Below are 23516 nucleotides of genomic sequence, written 5' to 3'. Positions count from 1 at the left end.
TCTACTCTACCGTTGCAGGATCGACCACCAGTAATCGCGTTCCGATCACGACAGCGTCGCCTTCTTGTAATTCATTCCATTCCATCAGTCGTTTCATTTTGACATTATATCTCAACGAAATACGATATAAATTTTCCCCTTTAGCAACCACATGATAGCGCGGGCTTTCGGCATCAGACTGGCTAGTAGGTTCAGGCATTTTCTCTTGTTCATTATTAAGGCTAACGGTACTGGCGCTGCTATCAGCTTGCTCGGTATTCGATGTCAATGCCGGTTGCGTTATAACAACTACAGGTTTGTCCGTGGTCTCAATGATAATGGGTTGCTCAACTTCATCCGCCCTTGGAGCTTGGTCTGCTGTTGCAACAATCACCACAGGGGCCGACTCAGAAGTATCATCAGAGTTTGCTTGAACAGGCGCTTTCAGCTGTTGGGTTTCAGTTGTGATTGCTGATGTCGATTCGGATTGTGCAATGACATCAGTATCGGGTTTGAGCTGTCGCGAAATCTTGCCCGAGGCATCTACATTAGAAACGCCTCTTCGCTCCTTCAAGTATTGCAAGGTGCGAGGATCAGTGGGATACATTCTGATCAACATATCACCATAGCCTTTGGCTAATGCGGTATTGTTCAAGGCATTTTCAATTTCAATCGATTTTAATAAGGTGTCAGGCGTTATTCGGGCTACTTTTTCATAGCGTCTTAAATTGAGCTTAGCGTCTTGCCATTGTTGTTGTTGCATCTGCAGTTCAACGAGTAACAAGATACTCTTACCACGCGAAGGTTGGTGATTTATCGCACTTTGTAGATAAGTGATAGCGTCATCAAGTTGGCCTTGGCTTTGGCTACACAAGGCGAGATTTTCATAGGTTTCTGCGGTAGAAATGTAGTTGCTGCTATTCACCGCTTTTAGAAAATATTTTTTGGCTTGCTTATAGTCACCATTTTCACACAAAAAGGCACCATAAGAGTTAGCTATATCGGCATTTTTAGGGGCGAAGTCCAAGGCTTTTTGATACGCCTTGTCGGCTAATTCTATTTCATCAACCTGTTGATAATAGTAGGCCATACTGTAATGAGCGTCAGCTAACCGGGGGGCAAATTGCAAGGCTTTATCAAGGTTGTATTTGGCTTGTGAAAAGTCACCATTTTGCAAATAAGTAAGCCCCAGTGAAATGCGATTTTTAGCCGCTACGACTGGATCAAAGTCATTACTATCTTTAAACCCATCCGGTAAAGGTTCACTGACACAGGCTGTCAAAAATACCAGTGCCACTATTAATAAACTTCGCATAAAACTCACTTGTTGCCAATCTCCTTTCGATCATGCTAACTGCTTGTTGAACACTAATCCAATCAGTTGGCTATTTTTACTGAAATTTGTTCGCCCTTCATCTGTTTTTTCAACAATCGTTTGGTTCTATCTACCACATCGCCCACAAGTTGACCGCATGCAGCGTCAATATCATCGCCACGGGTTTTGCGCACCACCACAGTATACCCGTACTCCATCAAGACTTTAGAAAATCGATCCATTCTGGAGTTACTTGAGCAGGTGTAGGGTGATCCTGGATAGGGATTAAATGGGATCAGGTTAATCTTGCAAGGCGTGTCTTTTAACACCTTGGCCAACTGGTGTGCTTGATCTGTGCTGTCATTGATACCATTGAGCATCACGTATTCAACGGTCACTTTACCCTGATTGGCCTTTGACTTGGCCAGATAACGGCGCACGCCAGCTAAAAACTCTTCGATGGGATACTTTTTGTTAACGGGCACAATTTCATCACGCAGATCATTGGTCGGTGCATGTAATGAGATAGCCAACGCCACGTCAATCATGTCACCCAGTTTATCTAACGCAGGCACAACGCCAGAAGTACTTAAGGTGACCCTGCGTTTTGACAAGCCAAAACCGTAATCGTCGAGCATGATATCCATTGCTGGCACCACATGCTTAAGATTGAGTAAAGGCTCACCCATCCCCATCATCACCACATTGGTGATGGGACGCTTAGCGGTATCTTTAGATAAGCCAATGGTGGTGGCGACTCGCCATACCTGACCAATAATTTCAGATACGGTTAGATTGCGATTAAAGCCCTGCTGCGCAGTTGAGCAAAATGTGCACTCCAGCGCACAGCCCACTTGCGATGATACACACAAGGTAGCTCGGTCAGTTTCAGGGATCCAGACAGTTTCAACTTCTTGACCACCCTCAAGCTTGAGCGCGAACTTAATGGTGCCATCGGTGGCATTCTGTTGATAAGCGATTTCCGGCGCTTTAATCACACATTTTTCTTTGAGCTTGGCGCGTAATGACTTATTCAGGTTGGTCATACGATCGAAATCAGTCTCACCATGCTGATAGATCCATTGCATTAATTGCTCAGAGCGAAACGGCTTCTCATCAATAGATTTGAAATATTCGCGCATTCCCTGACGATTAAAATCCAACAAATTGACTTTTGCAGGTTGACTCACTTCTGTCATGTAACACTTTACCTTTGATTTTTAATGGGCTAAAACGGCATCATTGTACAGTTTTTAACCACCCTTTACTACGACAAAAGGGGAGCTAAGCTCCCCCTTCTCATCATTTCGCTGGACTATCGAGTGCGAGGGCAGATTTCTTCTTCAGAGAAGAAATAAGAGATTTCGCGAGCTGCAGACTCAGGTGCGTCAGAACCGTGAACTGCATTTTCATCGATTGAAGCTGCATAGTCTGCACGCAAAGTACCGGCTAGTGCATCAGCAGGGTTAGTCGCACCCATGATTTCGCGATTGCGCAATACCGCATTTTCGCCTTCCAATACTTGAACCATTACTGGACCAGAAGTCATGAAAGAAACTAAAGCGCCAAAGAAAGGACGTTCGCTATGCTCAGCGTAGAAACCTTCCGCTTGCTCTTTGCTCAAGTGAACCATTTTAGAAGCAACAATACGAAGGCCGGCTGACTCGAAACGATTGTAGATGGCACCGATAACATTCTTTGCTACAGCGTCAGGTTTGATAATTGAAAAAGTACGTTCTAAGGCCATTCCAGGTCTCCGATTACATAAATAAAGTATAAGATTAAAATTCCGCGCGGATTATATGCAAAAACAGCGGCAAAACCTAATTTTTCTTAAAGATACTTGTTAGAAATGTGCTTGCCTAACTCATCGCCAGACTCAAAATAAAACAAAATCTATAATTCGACGCGCCGCCATTTGCCAATCTATGCCAACATCCGGGGCAGCGGTAAACTTAACTAATGCCCTTCACTCACTTGATTGACCGTGTATTTCGGTATTTCGACGACCAAGTCTTCATCTTGAATAATGGCTTGGCAACCTAAGCGTGAATCAGGCTCTAATCCCCATGCTTTATCAAGCATATCTTCTTCCACCTCATCTTGCTCAGGTAAAGAATCAAATCCTTCGCGGATCAACAGGTGACAGGTGGTGCAGGCACAGACTTTTTCACAAGCATGCTCAATACCGATACCATTGTTTAACGCTACATCTAGAACAGATACGCCTTTTTCGCCTTCTAACACTGCGCCATCAGGACAGAGTTCATCATGCGGTAAAAAAATAATCTGCGGCATACTAATGCTCCTTTACAATTTATAATTCGTTAACAGATTGACCAGACAACGCCTGATTAATAGATTTATCCATGCGCCGCGCCGCAAACGCTTGACTAATTTGATCGACTTTTTCTATCGATCGCTTGATGTTTTCAACATCGTCTTGCTGGGCAACGCTGAGCATCTCATCCATGGCCGCTTGGATTGCTTTAAGTTCGTCTTCACTTAGCAATTCTTCGCCATCTTTTTGTAATGCACTTTGCAACGATTCCGCAACTCGAGATGCTTCAACTTGCTGCTCCTTAAGCATCCTAGCCTGCATGTCTTCTTTGGCATGGTGCATTGAGGATTTGAGCATATCGGCAATTTCTGACTCGTCTAACCCATAGGATGGTTTGACTTGGATTTGGGATTGCACGCCAGTAGACTTTTCCATCGCAGTGACACTAAGTAAGCCGTCTGCATCCACTTGGAAGGTTACTCGAATGTGCGCCGCACCAGCCGTCATCGGTGGAATGCCAGTTAAATTAAACTTTGCTAACGAACGACAGTCTTCCACTAATTCTCGCTCACCTTGCAATACATGGATCATCATTGCAGTCTGACCGTCTTTGAAGGTGGTAAATTCCTGTGCTTTAGCAACCGGAATAGTGGTGTTTCGAGGGATCACTTTCTCGGTCAAGCCGCCCATGGTTTCTAATCCCAAAGACAGTGGCAACACGTCTAGCAATAACATTTCCGCATCAGGCTTATTACCGACTAAAATATCGGCTTGGATTGCAGCGCCAATGGCCACTACCTTGTCTGGATCGATTGAGGTAAGGGGCGTTTTGCCAAACAATTCGCCCACTTGATGACGCACCAATGGCACGCGCGTAGAGCCGCCAACCATAACTACTTGCAACACCTTATCGGTCTCAACGTCAGCATCTTTAAGTGCGCGTTTGCAAGCGCGTAAGGTTTTCTTCACCAAAGGTTGGATCAATGCCTCAAACTTCACGCAACTTAGCACTACATTGTGAGACGTGCCTTGATCATCAACGAATTCAATGTCGACTGCGGAGTCTTCACTTAGCGCTTCTTTGGCGAGTTTGGCGTCATCTAACAGGCGTCTTCTAAGTCCTTTCGACAACTCGTTAGGAAGCTGTGTTTGGGCGCATATATAATCAAAAATAATTTGATCAAAATCATCACCACCTAGGCCCGTATCGCCGCCGGTAGATAACACTTCAAATACGCCTTTGGAGAGACGCAATATGGAAATATCAAAGGTGCCGCCACCGAGATCATAAATCGCAATCACGCCTTCTTGACCAGAATCCAGGCCATACGCAATTGCTGCTGCGGTAGGTTCGTTTAACAACCTTAAGAGGTTTAAGCCAGCCAGTTGCGCCGCATCTTTGGTACTTTGTCTCTGGGCATCATCAAAGTAAGCAGGAACTGTCACCACTGCGCCGGTGAGTTCATCACCTAAGGAGTTTTCCGCTCTAAGTTTGAGTTCACGTAATATATCTGCAGACACTTCGATGGGATTAACCGTTTTACCTGGTACTTGCATCCTTAGATGAGAAGATTGACCATCAAAATGGTAGGGTAAATTCGGATAGAGTTGCTGTACTTCACTGAGGTTTTTACCCAACAAGCGCTTCACCGATACGATAGTATTAACCGGATCTAAATTGGCGTTTTGTTTGGCTTGCTCCCCCACTACTGTAACGTCTTGACTATAATGCACCACCGATGGCAAAAGGTGACTTCCCAATTGGTCAGGTAGAGTTTCAGCCTGCCCACTGCGAACCGCAGCAACCAGTGAATTGGTGGTGCCTAAATCAATACCGACAGCCAGTTTTCGTTGGTGAGGAGCGGCCGCTTGGCCCGGCTCCGCAATTTGCAGTAGTGCCATATTCGATAAAAACCTGTTTGTTGTAATGCTAAGCGCCATGACGAAGTGGCGACAAGTAGCCTAATCGTCTAGTAACGCGTCTTCTTTTAGTTCTATTTCGCGATGCAACTTTTCCATAAACTTAAGTTTACGGATACGATTGGCGGCGTCTAAATTTGCTTGTTCAGTATCCGCTTTAAGGATATCTGCCAATTGGGAATATTGTAATTTTGTTTGTATTGCCAGTTCGGCATCTAACGCTGCCAGAGCGGCTTCAGGATCGGCTGCATTGCTGGTTTCTTCAAGGCTTTCGCGCCATTCCATTTGTTGCATTAAAAAGCTGGGATCTTGCAGCGTTTTGGTTTCATGCTGCATATCAATGCCACGCAAAGACAACAGATGTTCAGCTCGGGAGAGTGGATTTTTGAGCACTTGGTAACCGTCGTTAACCTGAGCGTTTTTCTGCACTGCCATGAGCTTTTCAGCCCCACCTGACTGGGAAAATTTATCAGGATGCGTCACTTGCGCCAACGACTTATAAGTTGCCGCTAGCTTGGTCGTATCGATATCGTATGAGGCCTCAAGACCAAACAATGCGAAAAAATTCATACTCAGTACTAACTATCCACAATGATTGCATGACAATGCCCGATAGGCATTGTATTAGACATTGAAACTCTCGCCACAGCCACATTCACCGTTGGCGTTGGGGTTATTAAACAAAAACCCTTCGTTGAGTCCTTCTTTGGCAAAATCGAGCTCTGTACCGTCAAGGTACACCAAGCTTTTACCATCGATAACAATTTTTACACCATTATCTTCGAATACCTGATCATCTGCGTTGAGCTCGTCTACGAACTCAAGCACATAAGCTAAACCAGAACATCCGGTGGTCTTGACACCAAGACGCAACCCCACACCTGAACCTCTATTTTCCATAAAGGTTTTGGCGCGCTTTGCTGCTGCGTCTGAAACTTTAATACCCAAACCTAAGCCCTCTTAGTTATTAGTTATTAACGTGTTTTGACTTGTAATCTTCTACTGCTGCTTTGATCGCATCTTCGGCTAAAATCGAACAGTGGATTTTCACTGGTGGTAAGGCCAACTCTTCTGCGATATCGGTATTTTTGATCGTCACAGCTTGGTCAAGGGTTTTGCCCTTTACCCACTCTGTTACCAAAGAGCTAGATGCTATCGCTGAACCACAGCCATAGGTCTTGAATTTAGCATCTTCGATGACGCCATTTTCACCGACTTTCAATTGTAACTTCATCACATCACCACAAGCAGGCGCGCCTACCATTCCAGTAGCGATACTTGGATCATTTTTGTCGAATCCACCAACGTTGCGGGGATTTTCATAATGGTCGATAACTTTTTCACTGTAAGCCATGATACTTACCTCAGTTAATGCGATTGCTCGCGTTTGTTTCAATTAGTGCTGTTATACAAAATGTCGTTGTCATCGGGTTAAGAAAACCTAGTGATGAACCCACTCCACTTTGGTCAGATCAATGCCTTCTTTGAACATATCCCAAAGCGGTGACATTTCTCTCAATTTGGTGATCGCGTTCTGTACCACAGAGATTACATGATCGATGTCTTCTTCCGTGGTAAAGCGACCGATACTGAATCGAATAGAGCTGTGCGCTAACTCATCGGTTAAACCCAATGCTCTTAACACGTATGACGGCTCTAAACTGGCAGACGTACAGGCAGAGCCCGATGAAACCGCCATGTCTTTAAGTGCCATGATCAATGACTCACCTTCAACATAAGCAAAGCTCACGTTTAGGTTAGCTGCTACCCGTTGCTCAAAATCACCGTTTAAATACACTTCTTCAATATCTTTCAAGCCGTTCCACAATCTGTCACGCAGGCGCTTGATACGGGCATTTTCTTCTACCATCTCAACTTTTGCGAGTCTAAAGGCTTCCCCCATACCAACGATTTGATGGGTTGCCAGTGTGCCAGAACGCATACCACGCTCATGTCCACCACCATGCATTTGCGCTTCAAGACGAACCCGCGGCTTACGACGTACGTACAAAGCTCCAATGCCTTTCGGACCATAGGTTTTGTGCGCTGAGAATGACATTAAATCGACTTTCAGGTTTTGGAGATCGATTTCCACTTTGCCGGTACTTTGTGCTGCATCAACATGAAACAAGACTTTCGCCTCACGGCAAATTTCACCGATGGTTTCAATATCTTGGATCACGCCAATTTCATTATTGACGTGCATGATACTTGCTAAAATCGTATCAGGGCGAATGGTCTTTTTAAATTCTTCTATATCCAACAAGCCATTTGGTAGTGGATCCATGTAGGTCACTTCAAAACCTTCGCGCTCTAATTGACGACAGGTATCAAGAACGGCTTTGTGCTCAGTTTTAAGGGTAATAATATGCTTACCCTTTTTATGATAAAAGTGAGCAACCCCTTTGATCGCCAAATTATCTGATTCGGTAGCACCCGATGTCAGTACAATTTCACGTGGATCTGCGTTGATCAAATCAGCGATTTGGTTTCGTGCAATATCGACGGCCTCTTCTGCCATCCAGCCAAACTTGTGTGAGCGTGATGCTGGATTACCAAAATTACCCTCAAGCGATAAGCACTCCATCATTTTTTCTGCAACACGCGGATCTACCGGTGTCGTCGATGAATAGTCTAAATATATGGGAAGATTAACTTTGCTCATTGCTTGCTCCGCTTATAGCTGCATACTAATTTCAATTTCGTTTGCTACGATAGTGTTCAGTTGTTTAGTCCGGTCTTGACGACCTGCGACTACTTTTACGTCTTGTTTGGCCATAAGTTCACCTAAGGTGATACTGTCTAGAAAATGGCTAATTCGTTCGCTTAAATCATGCCATAAGCTGTGAGTAAGGCATCGCTCTCCACCTTGACAGTCTGAGTTGCCTTGACAACGCGTCGCATCAACTGACTCATCTACGGCTTTGATAACTTCGCCAACCGCAATATCTTCAGCGGGCCGCCCCAATTTGTATCCACCACCGGGTCCACGCACGCTTTGCACCAAGTTTTCACGTCTAAGACGAGAAAAAAGTTGCTCCAAATAAGACAATGATATTTCCTGACGCTCTGAAATGTCGGCAAGCGAGACAGGGCCTCGACGTGAGTGTAATGCCACATCAAGCATGGCTGTCACTGCGTATCTACCTTTAGACGTAAGTTTCATTGCTCAAACCCGTTAACAAGATAGCCGCAAGTGTCACATACCTGACTAAATTAGTCAAGTATTTAACCTAGCGTTTCACTCAAGTATTAGTGTTCGATTTTGGGCAGAATAAGGCGTTAAATCGATGGATCAAACGCCTCTTTTGATGCTTGAATATCATCGGCCATGCCACTTTCTTGGAAATTCTCCAAGTTAATAGTTGGTAATGATTTACCGCAAACAGCTCCGCCCATGTCATTGATCGCTCTGCACATTTCTTCGACTTTGGTGTCAATTAAATGCACATGGTCCAACATGACACCTATGGCGTTAGCCACCGGATCTGGATTGTCAGGGTCGACCGCATAAGCATCGAACCCATATTTGCGCGCGATTTTATCACGCTGCTGATGTTTGTCTTCATCTTTTTGCTTTTTCGGCATCACGATACGTCCCGGAACGCCAATGACTGTGGCGTTCTCAGGTACATCTTTGACCACCACGGAATTAGAGCCAACCTTGGCACCTTTGTGCATTGTAATAGGCCCAAGTACTTTCGCGCCAGCCCCCACCACGACATTATCTTCGAGGGTTGGATGGCGTTTGCCACCAGTCCAAGTGGTGCCGCCTAAAGTGACGCCATGATAAAGCGTCACGTCATCACCAATCTCGGCCGTTTCACCAATCACCACTCCCATGCCGTGATCAATAAAGAAGCGTCGGCCCAAAGTTGCACCTGGGTGGATTTCTACGCCGGTTAGCCAACGGGAAAAGGTGGATATAGTGCGCGCTAACCATTTCCAATTATTCTTCCACAATTTATGCGCAAGTCGATGAAACCATATCGCATGCAGACCGGGGTAATTTGTCAACACTTCAAATGTGGTGCGCGCCGCTGGATCGCGGTGAAAAACACTTTGAATGTCTTCTTTGATTCGTTCAAACATAATGTCGATTATTCACTGTGCTTTTTAATCTTTATGGTTTTCTCGATGGAGGCGAGAATACCACGCAATATATTTAACTCCTGAGTTTCAGGACGAGCGCGGTTAAATAGCCGTCTCAATTTAGTCATCACCATACCGGGATGTTGGGGAATGATGAAATTCGTTTTTGAAAGGGTTTGTTCCAAATGACTATAAAAACGCTCCAAATCTTCTGCGTGAGGGTAAGCTCTCTCTTCTTCAGGGATTTGAGTTTTATTTAAAAACGCCATTCTTATTTCATAACACAGGGTTTGCACTGCCGCGGCAAGATTTAATGAGCTGTATTCTGGGTTTGCCGGTATGCACACGTGAAAATGACACTGTTGTAGCTCTTCGTTACTCAGACCGTTGTTTTCACGACCAAAAACTAAAGCTACAGGATAATTTGTGACTTCTGAGATTAACTTCTCGCCACATTCTCTAGGCTCCAACATCGGCCAAGGCAAGGTTCTTGAGCGAGCGCTGGTTCCAACCACTAGCCCACAGTCCGCTACTGCCTCTTCTAAGGTGGATACAATTTTTGCGTTAGCCAAAACGTCACCCGCACCAGCGGCAAGAGCACTGGCTTTGCCATCGGGTTTATCCACTGGATCAACCAACACCAATTGGCTTAACCCCATCGTTTTCATCGCTCTGGCGGCGGAGCCGATATTACCGGTATGAGAGGTATTGACCAGCACAATGCGAACGTTTTGTAACATAGAGTTTGATGTGGTTTTTTGAGACATAAGGTAGTGGTTCTTTTATGAGCAATGAAACGATTAAGCTTGGTTCTTTATAGGCCAAGCGTTTAAAAAGATCATTCTAGCATAATAGCTAAAATTATTGACGTAGATAGGCTAAAAGACCATCTGCTGCGCTAAACCGCAATGCAGCATCGGCTTGTTGACGGACCAAAGGTTTAGCATGAAGCGCGATCCCTAGGCCAGCTTGTTTCATCATAACTAGGTCGTTGGCACCATCACCTAGGGCGATGGTTTGTGACAGGTCAATGCCATATTGGTTTGCCAGTTTTGTTAAGGTATCCGCTTTGGTCTGAGCACTGACAATATCCCCCTCCACTTTACCGGTAAGTCGCTTATCTTTGATTTCTAGTTGGTTAGCAATGACATAATCTAGATCCAACCTTTCAAGCAAATAGTCAGCAAAAAAGGTAAAACCACCAGAGGCAATGGCGAGTTTCCAATTCGCCAGTCTAAGCTCATGCAACAAGCGACTGATCCCAGGGTTGATCGGCATTGCATCCCTGACTTGCTGTAAAATAGACTCTGGTGCATCGGCTAAACAAGCCACGCGACTAGTAAGACTATCGACAAAATCCAGTTTACCTTGCATGGCTAGTTCGGTTACGGCCGACACTTGCTCGCCAACCCCAGCCAGTTTGGCTATTTCATCGATACATTCAATCCCAATCACGGTACTGTCCATGTCCATAAGCAGCACGCCCGGTTGACTCAGGGTTGGGCGGTGCGTTAATAACGCCATATCGGTTTGTGTGGCGACACTGAGCTGTTCAATGAGCGTATTCAAATCACCATCAGAGTGTTGATCCATCGCGACTTTTGCTTCGACAGCACAGCCTGCGCCCATGTCGCGGCCAGACTTAAAATAGTCAATCGAAAGTACATTAGACAACGCCGTTTTGATGGCATATAGCTTTTCTAAATTGAGACCCTCTGCGAATATGACCAAGTGTGCACTGTCGGACTCATCAGCTGCGACTAATTGCAGTTGTTGATTCTCGGGCAAAGTAAAACACACTGACTTATGACATAAACCGGTGAGATATTGACTAGAGTGCCATTGGGCCAACGTGGTGTTAGTCAGTAACATTGAGATAACGATCCGCAATCAAATAGGATTGGCGATTCTACCTAAATGACACTGCTGTGCAAATGCAATTTGGCATAAGCTATCATCAGTTTATGACTTGTTTTGGTTGGCAAACAACGCAATTTCCCCTATTGTCTATGCCATGGAAATGACAAACAACTATACCCCTGCATCAACAGACAGGCGCCACAGTAATTTTTCAATATTTAAACGAATTGCGAACTTTACCTTAGTGCTTGTGGCTGCGGCTATCTGTGTGAATTTGTGGCTATTAAATACCGGACAATCCAAAGACTGGCATGAAAAACAGTCAACGCAACTTGGGCGCTCATTAGCCGGTTACGCTGCTAAAGTGATTGCGCCGAGTATTGCGCAATTAGACACAGAGAATATTAAAGCGCAGCTTGAGCTGATTGCAACTGATCCTCATGTGTCAGGCGTGTCAGTATATGCTAAAAGCGGTGAGATCATCGACAGCAATGAACCAAATGTCTCTGTGCTCGCCAGCTTTTTGCTAGACGAAAACATACCACTGGTGTTTGTTGAAGAAGTTAGAAGCGATAATCAACTGCTGGGATATTTACGTATCTTGCTGGACGAGCAAAAAGTCATGTTATACCACGCTGAATATCAAACACAGTTAGACAAACAGTTAATGGTTTTTATGCTGTTAGCCGCTTTGATTGGTATTCTTGTCGCTCGCGCCTATTACAAAATTCGATTCCGAAATTATATCAAAGGGCCTAAATAGCGAAAATTATTCCAACATTTAGTTCATCGTAAGACCAAACAAAGATGCCACATTATTGTCGGTTATTGCAGCCACCTGTTGTATTGACGTATTGGTAATTAACGCTATCTGCTGCGCAATTTCCGGTAAATTCAATGGACTATTTCGTTGCCCTTGGCGACCGTGTAGCGGCATATCTGGCGCATCGGTTTCCAACACAATATGTTGTAAAGAAAGGCGTTTCACCACGTCTCGCGTTTTTGAACCTCGCGGATAGGTAATAGTGCCACCAATGCCTAGCTTAAAGCCCATGTCCACATAGGTTTTAGCTTGCTGATAACTGCCCGAGAACGCATGCAATACGCCACCATAGGCAAACTGGTGACCTTTGAGCATGCGGATAATTTCATTGTGAGATTGGCGCTGATGTAAAATGACCGGCAATTTGAATTCGCTCGCTACAGATAATTGGCAGTCGAAGAAATGCTGTTGCTTTTGATGTAAACCATTGTCAGCGAGATGAAAGTCGAGGCCTATTTCACCAACCGCGACAACGTCGTCTTGGTGTTTGCATAGTAACTGTTGTAATTGCACAAGATGCTCATCCTCTGCCATCTCAATAAAATAAGGATGTATCCCCAAGGCAAACTCTAGCATTGACTGTGACTGACACAACGAAATCAACGCAGGCCATTGGGAAGCACTTACACCTGGAATAATAATACGCTGAATATTCGCTTTCCCACAGGCTTCGATTACCTGTAGACGATCTTCATCAAAAGCGCTGAAATCAAGGTGACAATGGCTATCGATCATCTACCATGCCTTTTGACTAAGGCATCAGGCGCTGAATTTGCCACTCTTGCTTATCTTTAAGATAGTCTAGGTTTTTGTCTCTGCTATACAAAAAGCGATTATGTAGGCGATGTTCGCCTCCTTGCCAAAATTCGATTTCATGAGGAACAACGCGATAGCCGCCCCAGAACTTGGGCAGAGGCACCTCTCCATCAGCAAACTTCTGCTTAATTTCGTGGTACTTTGCTAACAGCATTTGGCGCGTGGAAATAGGGTGACTTTGCTTAGAAGCCCAGGCCGCTATTTGGCTTTCTTTGGGTCTGGAAAAGAAGTAGCTTGCCACTTCCGCGCTAGAAAGCGGTTGAGCAACACCACATACCTTGACTTGGCGCTCCATGAAGTGCCAAGGGAAATGCAAAGAGATACGATTGTTGTGCGCTAGCTCATTGGCTTTACGGCTAGCAAGGTTGGTGTAAAACACAAAGCCAGCGGCGTTAACATCTTTGAGCAACACGATGCGCTGCGATGGCTGGCCGTCTTCTGCGACCGTGGCGATCGTCATTGCCGTGGGATCTGGCACACCTGAGTCCACTACTTGTTTCAACCATTGTTCAAATTGCGCGATTGGACTGGGGTCTAAGTCTTCTTGACGAAGCTCTGCGAGTTTATAATCGCGTCTGATATCTTGTAGCGATGCCATCTGTTGCCTCACAAATTATCGGAACTACTACACAATATGTGCGCAATTCAAATAAGATCAATTATCGCCGTAACCTAAACTTCTTAAGGCACGCTCATCGTCAGCCCAGCCTGATTTCACTTTCACCCAAAGTTCAAGAAACACTTTGTTGTCGAACAAATTTTCCATGTCTTTACGCGCTTCTGCACCTATGGTTTTTAAGCGTTGCCCGCCCTTACCAATGACCATACGTTTCTGGGTTTCGCGCTCTACCAAGATAAGACCGTTAATTCGAAACACACCGTTTTCGGCCATTAAAAACTGTTCAATCTCAACCGTTACCGAATAAGGCAATTCATCGCCGGTAAAACGCATGAGTTTTTCACGAATAATCTCTGATGCCATAAAGCGGCTGGATCTATCGGTAATATAATCTTCAGGAAAATAAAACTCACTCTCAGGTAAGCTTTTATGCACCATTTCTCTGAGCTCATCGACGTTGCGACCAAGCTTAGCGGAAATAGGCATGATCTTTTCGAAGTCATGCTGTTGTTGCAACCATTGCAAGTGAGTCATAAGTTCGGTTTTATCTTTAACATTGTCGCTTTTATTGACCAACAACCAGCAAGGCAAACCAGATTGGATCACCTTGGTGAGTACCATTTGATCATCCTCGGTCCATTTAGTCCCTTCGACTAAAAATAGCACTAATCCCACTTCGGCAAATGAGCTTGAAGCGGCACGGTTCATCAGCCGATTAATCGCTCTTTTCTCTTCTACATGTAATCCGGGCGTGTCGACAAAGACTGCCTGATGCTGACCTTCAGTATCAATTCCCATGATGCGATGACGTGTGGTCTGGGGCTTTCGCGAGGTGATACTGACCTTCTGACCCAATAGTTTATTCAATAACGTCGATTTGCCGACATTGGGACGACCCACTATGGCAATCATGCCGCAGAACGTTTGCGTTTGTGTCATGTTAGTTTTTCCAATGCAATTTTGGCTGCGTTTTGCTCTGCTTTTCGACGTGAACTGCCCTCGCCGACCACGTTTTCTTCGAGTCCCTCAACCTGACAAGTCACCACAAATAACTGATCGTGATCCTTACCCTTTATCTCTGCTACAGTGTAGTCAGGCAGCGGCATTTGTCGACCTTGAAGAAATTCTTGTAGTTGGGTTTTGTTGTCTTTGGGATGTGCCGTTGGATCAAGCGCATCTAATCGTTTAGCAAACCAGGTTTGCAACAAGGGTTTGATCGTTTCAAGACCGGCTTCTAAATATATTGCTCCAATAATGGCTTCGACTGCGTCGGCTAAAATGGAACTGCGACGATGACCGCCACTTTTTAGCTCACCGGAGCCTAACTCAAGGAGCTCACCTAATTCAAATTCTCTGGCAACTTCCGCTAGCGTATCGCCTTTGACTAAGGAGGCCCGCATACGTGTCAATTTGCCCTCAGGTTGCTTGGGAAAACGGGCATATAAGGTTTCGGCGACTACCAATCCAAGTACCGCATCACCAAGATATTCCAGACGTTCATTATGCTGTTTACTGGCACTGCGATGTGTCAGTGCCAACTTAAGGTTATCTGGCTCTTGAAAGGTATAGCCAAGCCGTTTGCACAACCGCTTGTGGTCATTTGATAGCGACATTTATTGTATGCCACCAACGCGGTTGAAGCGCACACCTGATGGCACCCAGCCGGGCAGAATACTATCTTTGCCACGATTGAATTCAAAGCTGATCCAAATTGCCACGGCTTTACCGACCAGATGATCATCGGAAACAAATCCCCAATATCGACCATCTTCACTGTTATCACGATTATCGCCCATCACGAAATAATGCCCTTCAGGCACTACCCAAGTGTTGGTGTTGTTGTGATAACGAAACGACTGTTCACGCTCTCTAACATAAATAAGGATATCGTGCTCTATATCGCCCAAAGTCTCGGTAAACTGATTAACAGGGTGCTTACCAAATTGATGGCGTGTTACATAGCTGCGCTCAACCTTGTATTCGGGCGTACAATTTTCATTGCTGGGGCAGGCAGGGGTTATGTAAAGTTCTTTTCTAGCATAGCGTATGGTATCACCTGGCAACCCGATTACCCGCTTAATGTAGTCAAGTCGGGTGTCTTGCGGATACTTAAATACTACAACATCGCCACGCTCTGGCTCACCGGTTTCAAAAAACTTATATCGAGCCACGGGATCTTTCAATCCGTAAGCATATTTTTCAACCAGAATAAAATCACCTACCAATAAGGTTGGCATCATGGATCCTGAAGGTATTTGAAAGGGTTCATATAAAAACGAGCGCAAGATAAGCACAAACGCAATGACTGGAAATATTTGCTGAGCGGTATCAACCACATAAGGGATCGGTAACTCTGTCCCTTCCGGAAGCGCCTGACCACCATTAGCAGCGGCAAACTTTTCGCGACGTTTTGGTGCATACACTTTGGCGTCTATCAACCAAATCAAACCTGACACTACTGTCAGGACGACTAAAAAAATTGAGAAGTAATTGGCCATTTATTTTCCTGTCCTTAATACTGCTAAAAATGCATCCTGCGGCAGTTCTACATTGCCGACTTGCTTCATACGTTTTTTACCGTCTTTCTGCTTTTGCAAGAGCTTCTTCTTACGGCTCACATCACCACCGTAACACTTAGCGATAACGTTCTTTCTGAGCTGTTTAACTGTGCTTCGAGCCACCACATGTCCACCGATAGCCGCTTGAATAGCGATATCGAACATCTGTCTGGGGATCAACTCTCGCAGTTTCTCAACCAAGTCACGGCCGCGACCTTGAGAATTATCTCGATGCGTAATAACGGCAAGGGCATCAACCCGCTCACCATTAATTAGAATGTCCAAGCGCACCATGTCCGCTTCATTAAATTTAACGAAATTATAGTCCAGAGACGCGAAGCCTCGACTGGTAGACTTCAATCTATCAAAGAAGTCCATGACCACTTCGGCCATAGGCAGCTCGTAAGTTACTGCAACTTGCTTGCCGTGATAGGTCATGTTGGTTTGTACGCCACGCTTCTCAATACACAAGGTTATAACATTGCCCAGATAGTCTTGCGGCACTAAGATATGCGCTTCGACAATAGGCTCTCGGATTGAGGCGATGTCATTTACTGCCGGCAACTTAGAAGGGTTGTCGACTTTGAGTATTTCACCTTTGGTCGTTTCAACTTCATACACCACCGTAGGGGCTGTGGTGATCAGATCCAGATCGTATTCTCGCTCCAATCGTTCTTGAATAATTTCCATGTGCAACATGCCCAAGAAACCGATACGGAAACCAAAGCCTAATGCTGAGGAGCTTTCTGGCTCATAGAACAATGATGCATCGTTAAGCGTCAATTTCGCCAAGGCGTCTCTAAAATCTTCATATTCATCAGAGCTAACCGGAAACAATCCCGCATAAACCTGAGGTTTAATTTTCTTGAAACCCGGGAGGGCTTTTTCCGCAGGCGCTTTGGCTAAAGTGATAGTATCGCCCACAGGTGCACCGTGAATATCCTTGATACCCGCGATGATATAACCCACTTCACCGGCGTCTAAGTGACCGGTTTTGGTTTGCTTTGGAGTGAAAATACCCACATCGTCCACTTGATGCACGGCACCGTTGGACATAATCTGGATTTTATCTTTTGAGGTTAGCTTACCTTCCATAACACGTACCAAAGAAACAACGCCTTGGTAGTTATCGAACCAAGAATCCACAATCAAGGCTTTAAGTGGGGCTTCTGGATCGCCAACCGGTGGTGGTATACGTTGCACGATGACTTCTAAGACATCCTCTATGCCTACACCGGTTTTGGCTGAGCAGCGTACTGCATCGACAGCGTCAATTCCGACGATGTCTTCAATCTCTTCGGCAACCCGATCAGGCTCAGCTTGAGGCAAATCAATCTTATTGAGGATAGGCACCACTTCCATTTCAAGATCGATGGCGGTGTAACAGTTAGCCAACGTTTGTGCTTCAACTCCCTGCCCTGCGTCAACAACTAACAACGCACCTTCACACGCGGCCAATGAGCGAGATACTTCATAAGTAAAGTCAACGTGTCCGGGAGTATCAATGAAGTTTAGCTGATAAGTTTCGCCGTCTTTTGCAGTGTAATTGAGAGTCACACTCTGCGCTTTAATGGTGATACCGCGCTCACGCTCGATATCCATGGAATCCAACACCTGCTCCGACATTTCACGTGAGGTTAAGCCCCCGCAATGTTGAATTAACCGATCGGATAATGTGGATTTACCGTGATCGATGTGCGCGATAATAGAAAAGTTACGAATGTGCTTATGTTGCATAGTGTTAAAACAGTTACCTACAGCAAGTGCTCTATGTCAAAACCCAATGTTAAGACAGTAAAACAGGATCAATAAATTTGGCGGGGATTTTACAGTGTTATTGGCAACAATGCGATATTGTTCTAAACATAAGCACAAAGTGCGGTGTTAATGGCTGTGTTTTACCACGATCATGTCTTCTTCAGCAGGTAAGATAGCCAGAAGTTTGGGCTGGAATTTGGTATCGCCGTCTTTGGTTGCTTTGCGTTTGACCCACTTAAATGACAACAAGGTAGCGAAAAACGACGCGCCAATAACCCATCCTTCATGTTCCATACCAAAACTGGGGAGAAGCGCCTGTGCGCCCAAGGCGGCAATAATCATGATCACCAGAGGTAACACATACACGATAGCTGAAGCACTGATAAGTTGATCTTCTTCAATACCTAATTTAACGCGCTGGCCGACACTGGCTACTTGCTTACACCTCAGGATCAGTTTCTCTTTTTTAGGTGCAAAGGCTTTGGCCACCACGCCAGTGCCACAATTATCTTGCGCCTGACAACCTCCACAGGTAGTTTTTATTTCGGTTTCAACCCAAATATGGTCTTTATCTACCGCGGTGATCACGCCAATCTCTTCAATCATTTTTATTGCACCGCAGAAATAGAAGTAGCTATCGCATTTGCCGTATTGGCTGGAATTTTACCAATCACAGTCACCAATACATTGCCTTGGGTACGTGAATAATAAATATCAGAGCCGATTCTGGCGACAATATCGCTTTCCGCCACCTGCCCATTAGCACGCTGTAAATAAACTGATATGTCGACAAGTCCATCACTCAACATCATGTATTCAAGTTTGCCGCCGTTATTTTGCAATAAACGGACACTGTGTTTCACTTGTTCCATACCAATAGGCACAAAATCCAATTTCCAATTCTGTTTCTCTTTAGGTTGTGGCGCAAACTGGACCACATCAGGCATAGTCGCAGAGACCACATAGTTCGCAAAATAAGGATCAGGCGAAGGCGTCACTTCAAGCTCTGTGACTTGAATTTGTTCCATTTTTTGGCCGTTGAGATCCACCACACTTATTTTTAATGGCAAACCAATATTTTGATCGAGCCACAAATTATAGCCAAACCGCGTCTTGTCTTTGCTTACCATTCTAATTTGTTGCGCGACTCGCCCAGATATCCGACTCTTCCCCACCACGACAAATTCATAGGCGGGCATTAACGACAAAGGATCGGTTAACAATATGCTAGGTAATGGACCAGAAATATGGCTGGATTGTAAACTATAGGGCGGACGGTGCGAGTCAAAATAACTGACGGTGTTACCAATCCTTATCACTTCTTTACCTGGACCATTTAATTGATCCAACTGTTCCATTTCGATACCGTCTTCGGTTATTGCATGACGCCACAAATAAGGTTGCGGATCAGCGCCAGGCCTGGACATAACAAAAGTGACTTTGTAGTTAAGTTGCTGTTTGGCTTGCGCCATTTTAGTCAGCCAAATTTGGGCATTGGGATCTTGCACCAAACCACTTTGCGCATGCACTTGGACAGCAAATAATAAGCAAAGTAGTGCGACATTGACATGTCGCACTATTAATAGGAATTTATTCAGGAAGGTTCTCACGTTCTTGGCTTACATCAGGTTGCCGTTCTTGAGCGGATGACTCAACCGCCGCTTTTTCTGGGGTACTGCTCAAGGTATTCTTTAGCATTACCTGATTCATGTGATCATTCATCAGCATATTGAAGCGGCGTTGTTGCTCTTCTACGCTGACATTAGGCATCACTCGGGTTTGCTCTAGACTAACCGGAGACAATCCACCTTGAATGCCAGTGAAACTAGCTGGTGCAGGATTAAAAATTTGCGTTTCTGGCTGGTTGTTTACCTGTTGGAATCCAAAAATTACCGCGACTGCGACTGAGGCGGCTATCGCAAGTTGCCCACTAGAACGTACCAAAGGGATCACATTGCTAATAACAGGTAAGTCTTTCCAGGTTCGCTTGGGCGCTAGAATTGCAGGCTCACTTTGCAACGCTGCCATGACAGATCCACTAATATCAAAATCAGCTTGCTCTGGCATTTCTTTTCGCAAAGACTGACGAATAATATGGTATCTATGCCACCGTGCACTCAGCTCGGCGTCATTAACCAACGTCTTAACGAAATTTTCGTCTTGTCCTTCTCCATCAACAAATGCTGACAGATTTTCATGCTTTGGCGTCATAAGGGGTTCCTGAGTTAACGCTTCATTTTTCAACATTTTGTTTCAAATGTCATCTTTCTTTAATTTTCGAGTAGCGGGTTAAGCACTTTATCGATGGCTTCCCGCGCTCTAAATATTCGTGACCGAACAGTCCCTACGGGACAATCCATCACATTTGCAATATCTTCGTAACTAAGCCCTTCCAGTTCTCGCAAGGTAATTGCCATGCGCAGATCTTCAGGCAGTTTATCCAGTGCTTCAAACAGCACTTTTTCTAATTCAGTTGACATAAGACTACGTTCAGGAGAGTTTTGTTCCTTTAACGCGTCACTTCCGTCGTAATATTCTGCTTCCTCTGCGTCAACATCGCTTGCCGGTGGCTTTCTTCCTTGCGAGACCAAGTAGTTTTTCGCACTATTTACCGCAATGCGATAAAGCCAAGTGTAAAACGCACTCTCGCCTCGAAAGTTAGGCAACGCCCGGTACGCTTTGATGAACGCTTCTTGAGTTACATCTGCCACGTCGCCAGAATTTTTAACATAGCGTGAAACCAGATGAGCTACCTTATGTTGATACTTAGTTACCAACAAACCGAAAGCATTTTTATCACCACGTTGTACTTTTTCAACAATCTGTTGATCGGTTATTTGCTCGCTCATTCGAGCCTTCTCTCCTAATCCATTTACTTCATCGGCTCATGCAAGCACTACAATAGACTGTGCATTTGACGGAAAGTTCGATTTAATTTGAATTATTCCTAAAATACTATCGAACGCTTTGTTTTCACAAGCTTTCAATTCGATTAGTATGTTAGAACCTTCCCTACTTTTCGGGCATTGTACTCTATGAGCTCTGCTGTTGAACATCGCTGTGACGTATTGATTATCGGAAGCGGTGCAGCTGGATTAACTTTGGCATTAAAACTTGCCGATAATTTCAATGTAATTGTACTGAGTAAAAGCACGCTCAGTGAAGGCTCTACGCGTTATGCGCAAGGTGGCATTGCGGCTGTTTTTGATGAACAAGATTCGATTGAATCCCACGTCAAAGACACGCTCGAAGCCGGCGCGGGGTTATGCGACGAAGCAACGGTACGATATACCGCTACTGAGGCGAAATCCTGCATGCAATGGTTGATTAATTTTGGCGTGCCTTTTGATCAAGAAAAAGATGCCGGTGGAAACACCCGCTATCATTTAACCCGCGAAGGCGGCCACAGTCATAGACGCATACTCCATGCGGCCGACGCCACCGGCCAGGCTGTACAAACCACGTTGCAAGACGCCGTACTGCAGCATCCTAACATTCATTTATTTGAGCGTTATAACGCTATCGACCTGATCCGCCACGAACAGGCCCCAAACCAATGCTTGGGCGCTTACGTGTGGAATCGCAAAGCCGAGCATGTTGAAGTGATCCGCGCTCGATTTATTGCCTTAGCTACCGGCGGCGCGAGTAAGGTCTATCAGTACACCTCCAATCCAGATGTTTCAAGTGGTGACGGTATTGCCATGGCTTGGCGGGCCGGTTGTTCTGTGGCAAACATGGAATTTAATCAGTTTCACCCTACTTGCTTATTTCATCCAGAGGCAAAAAACTTTCTGATCACCGAAGCGCTGCGAGGTGAAGGCGCATTTTTGTGTCATGCCGATGGCACGCCTTTTATGCACAAATTTGATGAGCGCGCCGATCTCGCGCCTCGAGACATAGTAGCCCGAGCAATCGACTACGAGATGAAACGTCTAGGGGCGGATTGCATGTATTTGGATATCAGCCACAAACCGGCTGATTTCATCGTAAAACACTTTCCGAATATCTACCGAAAGTGCCGCTCGTTAGGGATTGATATAACCCGACAACCTATTCCGGTAGTACCGGCAGCACACTACAGCTGCGGCGGTGTTAAAACCGACTTTAACGCACGTACCGACTTAGATAACCTGTATGCGATTGGGGAAGTGGCTTATACCGGACTGCACGGCGCCAATCGCATGGCGAGCAATTCATTACTCGAATGTGTGGTATTTGCGCATGCTGCGGCGAAGCACATCATGTCGCAACAAGACCGTAAAGCTTTCGAGCAACCCATTCCAGCTTGGGATGAAAGCCAAGTGGGTAACTCGGACGAGGAAGTCGTGATCCAACACAACTGGCACGAGCTGCGCTTATTCATGTGGGATTACGTCGGCATAGTGCGCACCACCAAGCGATTGGAAAGGGCGTTGCGACGGATCGAATTATTGCAGCATGAAATTCATGATTACTACGCGAATTTCAGAGTGAGTAATAATTTATTGGAATTGCGTAACCTGGTGACGGTAGCAGAGCTTATTGTGCGCTGCGCTATGCAACGTAAAGAGAGTCGCGGACTACACTACAATGTTGACTACCCTGACACGCTGCCCACCGCCAGTGTCACTGTGCTGCCAGGCAAAGCGTCAAAAAACTAACCGTCCCTGAAGGTGTAATTGCTGATGATCATCGCTGGTCACCCACAGTGCCAGCGAGTGTTCATCCACGATATAATTACTGAAGGTTACCTGATTGGGCAAAAACAGCGGGCGTTTAAACTCTACCTCACAACGAAATGCCGAGGCACTATGTTGAGATAGCGCACTTAAACAGCGCGCTTTGGTCCACATGCCATGGGCAATAGCCCGTTTAAAGCCAAACAGTTTTGCACTCAACGCACTTAGATGAATAGGATTAAAATCGCCTGAGGCGGCCGCGTACTGCCTACCTAAATCTGCGTTCAATTGCCAATTTTGATGTTGGCTGTGTTTTGCTGGGTCGGCACTGAGGTTAATTGGCGTTGCTTTTATTGCCGACATGGTTAATTTATCAATAGCAATAAATTCACTTTCACTACGCCACACAAGGTCGTTATTGCATTCGAATCGGCTAGAGATCACGAAAGATATGCCTCGATCGTGACGTTTAAAACTGCATACCTGGCTACTGAGTAATCCTTCAGGTGCTGAAGAAAGCGCTGCAAACTGCGCAATTTTATTGGCTTTGTGCACCAAGCCTAAAACCGCAAAAGGAAACGCTGGCTGCAACATGAGTTGCAGATGTTGCCGGAACGCTAGAGTATGTAAAAAACAAGGATGAATACCCTCGCCTTGCCATGCCACAGCTTGATGGAATCTTGATATACGTTTTTCACTGCATCCTGTGATTAATTGCTCAGTGCTAAGTTCGCAGCGAGGAAGTAATGCCGATTGAAACACAAAAGCAGCATTACGCTTGAGCAAAACTCGGGGCAAAATAGACAGTGGATGATAGTCTCTGATCACGGCCTTAAT

26 protein-coding genes are annotated in these 23516 nt (G+C 45.3%); 2 read left to right on the top strand and 24 right to left on the bottom strand.

What is annotated here, in order from left to right:
* Window position 1 precedes the first annotated feature (1 nt).
* The 13 genes from pilW to serB form a co-directional block, all read right to left on the bottom strand.
* The gene (gene pilW, locus ABD036_RS10795) at window positions 2-1294 is read right to left on the bottom strand and encodes a type IV pilus biogenesis/stability protein PilW (protein ID WP_343859737.1); all 1293 of its coding nucleotides are present in this window, start codon (window positions 1292-1294) and stop codon (window positions 2-4) included.
* 62 nt (window positions 1295-1356) lie between these two features.
* Window positions 1357-2493 (bottom strand): dual-specificity RNA methyltransferase RlmN, encoded by a 1137-nt coding sequence (gene rlmN / locus ABD036_RS10790; protein WP_343859734.1) that lies wholly within the window; start codon window positions 2491-2493, stop codon window positions 1357-1359.
* A gap of 116 nt (window positions 2494-2609) precedes the next feature.
* Window positions 2610-3041 (bottom strand): nucleoside-diphosphate kinase, encoded by a 432-nt coding sequence (gene ndk / locus ABD036_RS10785; protein ID WP_343859731.1) that lies wholly within the window; start codon window positions 3039-3041, stop codon window positions 2610-2612.
* A gap of 212 nt (window positions 3042-3253) precedes the next feature.
* Window positions 3254-3592, bottom strand: a complete 339-nt coding sequence (gene fdx, locus ABD036_RS10780) for an ISC system 2Fe-2S type ferredoxin (protein ID WP_343859728.1) — start codon at window positions 3590-3592, stop codon at window positions 3254-3256.
* A 19-nt stretch (window positions 3593-3611) separates the two neighbouring features.
* Complete coding sequence (gene hscA / locus ABD036_RS10775) at window positions 3612-5477, bottom strand: Fe-S protein assembly chaperone HscA (protein WP_343859726.1); 1866 nt, start codon at window positions 5475-5477, stop codon at window positions 3612-3614.
* Between the two features lie 60 nt (window positions 5478-5537).
* Window positions 5538-6065 carry a co-chaperone HscB gene (gene hscB, locus ABD036_RS10770; protein WP_343859724.1) on the bottom strand — a complete coding sequence of 176 codons (528 nt, stop codon included), beginning with the start codon at window positions 6063-6065 and terminating at the stop codon, window positions 5538-5540.
* A gap of 54 nt (window positions 6066-6119) precedes the next feature.
* The gene (iscA, locus tag ABD036_RS10765; protein WP_343859721.1) at window positions 6120-6443 is read right to left on the bottom strand and encodes an iron-sulfur cluster assembly protein IscA; all 324 of its coding nucleotides are present in this window, start codon (window positions 6441-6443) and stop codon (window positions 6120-6122) included.
* 19 nt (window positions 6444-6462) lie between these two features.
* Window positions 6463-6849, bottom strand: a complete 387-nt coding sequence (iscU, locus tag ABD036_RS10760; RefSeq protein WP_343859719.1) for a Fe-S cluster assembly scaffold IscU — start codon at window positions 6847-6849, stop codon at window positions 6463-6465.
* 87 nt (window positions 6850-6936) lie between these two features.
* Entirely contained in the window at window positions 6937-8160 is a 1224-nt protein-coding gene (locus tag ABD036_RS10755) for an IscS subfamily cysteine desulfurase (RefSeq protein ID WP_343859717.1), read from the bottom strand.
* A gap of 12 nt (window positions 8161-8172) precedes the next feature.
* Window positions 8173-8661 (bottom strand): Fe-S cluster assembly transcriptional regulator IscR, encoded by a 489-nt coding sequence (gene iscR / locus ABD036_RS10750; RefSeq protein ID WP_343859715.1) that lies wholly within the window; start codon window positions 8659-8661, stop codon window positions 8173-8175.
* A 116-nt stretch (window positions 8662-8777) separates the two neighbouring features.
* Window positions 8778-9587: a serine O-acetyltransferase gene (gene cysE / locus ABD036_RS10745; RefSeq protein WP_343859713.1), complete on the bottom strand. Its 810-nt coding sequence runs from the start codon at window positions 9585-9587 to the stop codon at window positions 8778-8780.
* 8 nt (window positions 9588-9595) lie between these two features.
* Window positions 9596-10327, bottom strand: coding sequence for a tRNA (cytosine(32)/uridine(32)-2'-O)-methyltransferase TrmJ (gene trmJ / locus ABD036_RS10740; protein ID WP_343859912.1), 732 nt, complete (start codon window positions 10325-10327; stop codon window positions 9596-9598).
* A 121-nt stretch (window positions 10328-10448) separates the two neighbouring features.
* A complete protein-coding gene (gene serB, locus ABD036_RS10735; protein WP_343859710.1) occupies window positions 10449-11459 on the bottom strand; it encodes a phosphoserine phosphatase SerB in 1011 nt (336 codons plus the stop codon).
* Window positions 11460-11601: 142 nt separating this feature from the next.
* On the opposite strand from serB, the gene ABD036_RS10730 reads away from it, so the two are divergent.
* A complete protein-coding gene (locus tag ABD036_RS10730; protein WP_343859708.1) occupies window positions 11602-12210 on the top strand; it encodes an AhpA/YtjB family protein in 609 nt (202 codons plus the stop codon).
* 18 nt (window positions 12211-12228) lie between these two features.
* Here the strand turns inward: ABD036_RS10730 and ABD036_RS10725 are convergent, their stop codons facing one another.
* The 10 genes from ABD036_RS10725 to rpoE all read right to left on the bottom strand — a co-directional run bounded on the left by ABD036_RS10725 (window position 12229) and on the right by rpoE (window position 20870).
* Window positions 12229-13005: a TatD family hydrolase gene (locus ABD036_RS10725; RefSeq protein ID WP_343859706.1), complete on the bottom strand. Its 777-nt coding sequence runs from the start codon at window positions 13003-13005 to the stop codon at window positions 12229-12231.
* 16 nt (window positions 13006-13021) lie between these two features.
* A complete protein-coding gene (gene pdxH, locus ABD036_RS10720) occupies window positions 13022-13684 on the bottom strand; it encodes a pyridoxamine 5'-phosphate oxidase (protein WP_343859704.1) in 663 nt (220 codons plus the stop codon).
* A gap of 57 nt (window positions 13685-13741) precedes the next feature.
* A complete protein-coding gene (era, locus tag ABD036_RS10715) occupies window positions 13742-14644 on the bottom strand; it encodes a GTPase Era (RefSeq protein WP_343859702.1) in 903 nt (300 codons plus the stop codon).
* Window positions 14641-15318, bottom strand: coding sequence for a ribonuclease III (rnc, locus tag ABD036_RS10710; RefSeq protein WP_343859699.1), 678 nt, complete (start codon window positions 15316-15318; stop codon window positions 14641-14643). The genes era and rnc overlap by 4 nt, the downstream gene beginning before the upstream one ends.
* Window positions 15319-16203, bottom strand: coding sequence for a signal peptidase I (gene lepB, locus ABD036_RS10705; protein ID WP_343859696.1), 885 nt, complete (start codon window positions 16201-16203; stop codon window positions 15319-15321). It abuts the gene before it with no gap.
* Entirely contained in the window at window positions 16204-18000 is a 1797-nt protein-coding gene (gene lepA / locus ABD036_RS10700; protein ID WP_343859693.1) for a translation elongation factor 4, read from the bottom strand.
* A gap of 147 nt (window positions 18001-18147) precedes the next feature.
* Window positions 18148-18627 (bottom strand): SoxR reducing system RseC family protein, encoded by a 480-nt coding sequence (locus tag ABD036_RS10695; protein WP_343859690.1) that lies wholly within the window; start codon window positions 18625-18627, stop codon window positions 18148-18150.
* Window positions 18628-18629: 2 nt separating this feature from the next.
* Entirely contained in the window at window positions 18630-19631 is a 1002-nt protein-coding gene (locus ABD036_RS10690; protein WP_343859688.1) for a MucB/RseB C-terminal domain-containing protein, read from the bottom strand.
* Window positions 19612-20232 (bottom strand): sigma-E factor negative regulatory protein, encoded by a 621-nt coding sequence (locus ABD036_RS10685; RefSeq protein WP_343859686.1) that lies wholly within the window; start codon window positions 20230-20232, stop codon window positions 19612-19614. The genes ABD036_RS10690 and ABD036_RS10685 overlap by 20 nt, the downstream gene beginning before the upstream one ends.
* 59 nt (window positions 20233-20291) lie before the next feature.
* Window positions 20292-20870, bottom strand: coding sequence for an RNA polymerase sigma factor RpoE (gene rpoE / locus ABD036_RS10680; RefSeq protein WP_343859684.1), 579 nt, complete (start codon window positions 20868-20870; stop codon window positions 20292-20294).
* Window positions 20871-21056: 186 nt separating this feature from the next.
* Between rpoE and nadB the strand changes: the two genes are divergently transcribed.
* Window positions 21057-22661: an L-aspartate oxidase gene (nadB, locus tag ABD036_RS10675; RefSeq protein WP_343859682.1), complete on the top strand. Its 1605-nt coding sequence runs from the start codon at window positions 21057-21059 to the stop codon at window positions 22659-22661.
* Here nadB and ABD036_RS10670 read toward each other — a convergent pair.
* Window positions 22650-23507: a MaoC family dehydratase gene (locus tag ABD036_RS10670; protein WP_343859680.1), complete on the bottom strand. Its 858-nt coding sequence runs from the start codon at window positions 23505-23507 to the stop codon at window positions 22650-22652. The two genes, nadB and ABD036_RS10670, sit on opposite strands and share 12 nt — an antisense overlap.
* Between the last annotated feature and the right edge of the window lie 9 nt (window positions 23508-23516).

The organism is Aliiglaciecola litoralis (assembly GCF_039523355.1).
Classification (GTDB): Bacteria; Pseudomonadota; Gammaproteobacteria; order Enterobacterales; family Alteromonadaceae; genus Aliiglaciecola; species Aliiglaciecola litoralis.
Note: the sequence above shows the minus strand (reverse complement) of the source record. Positions and strands in the feature narration are given on the sequence as shown.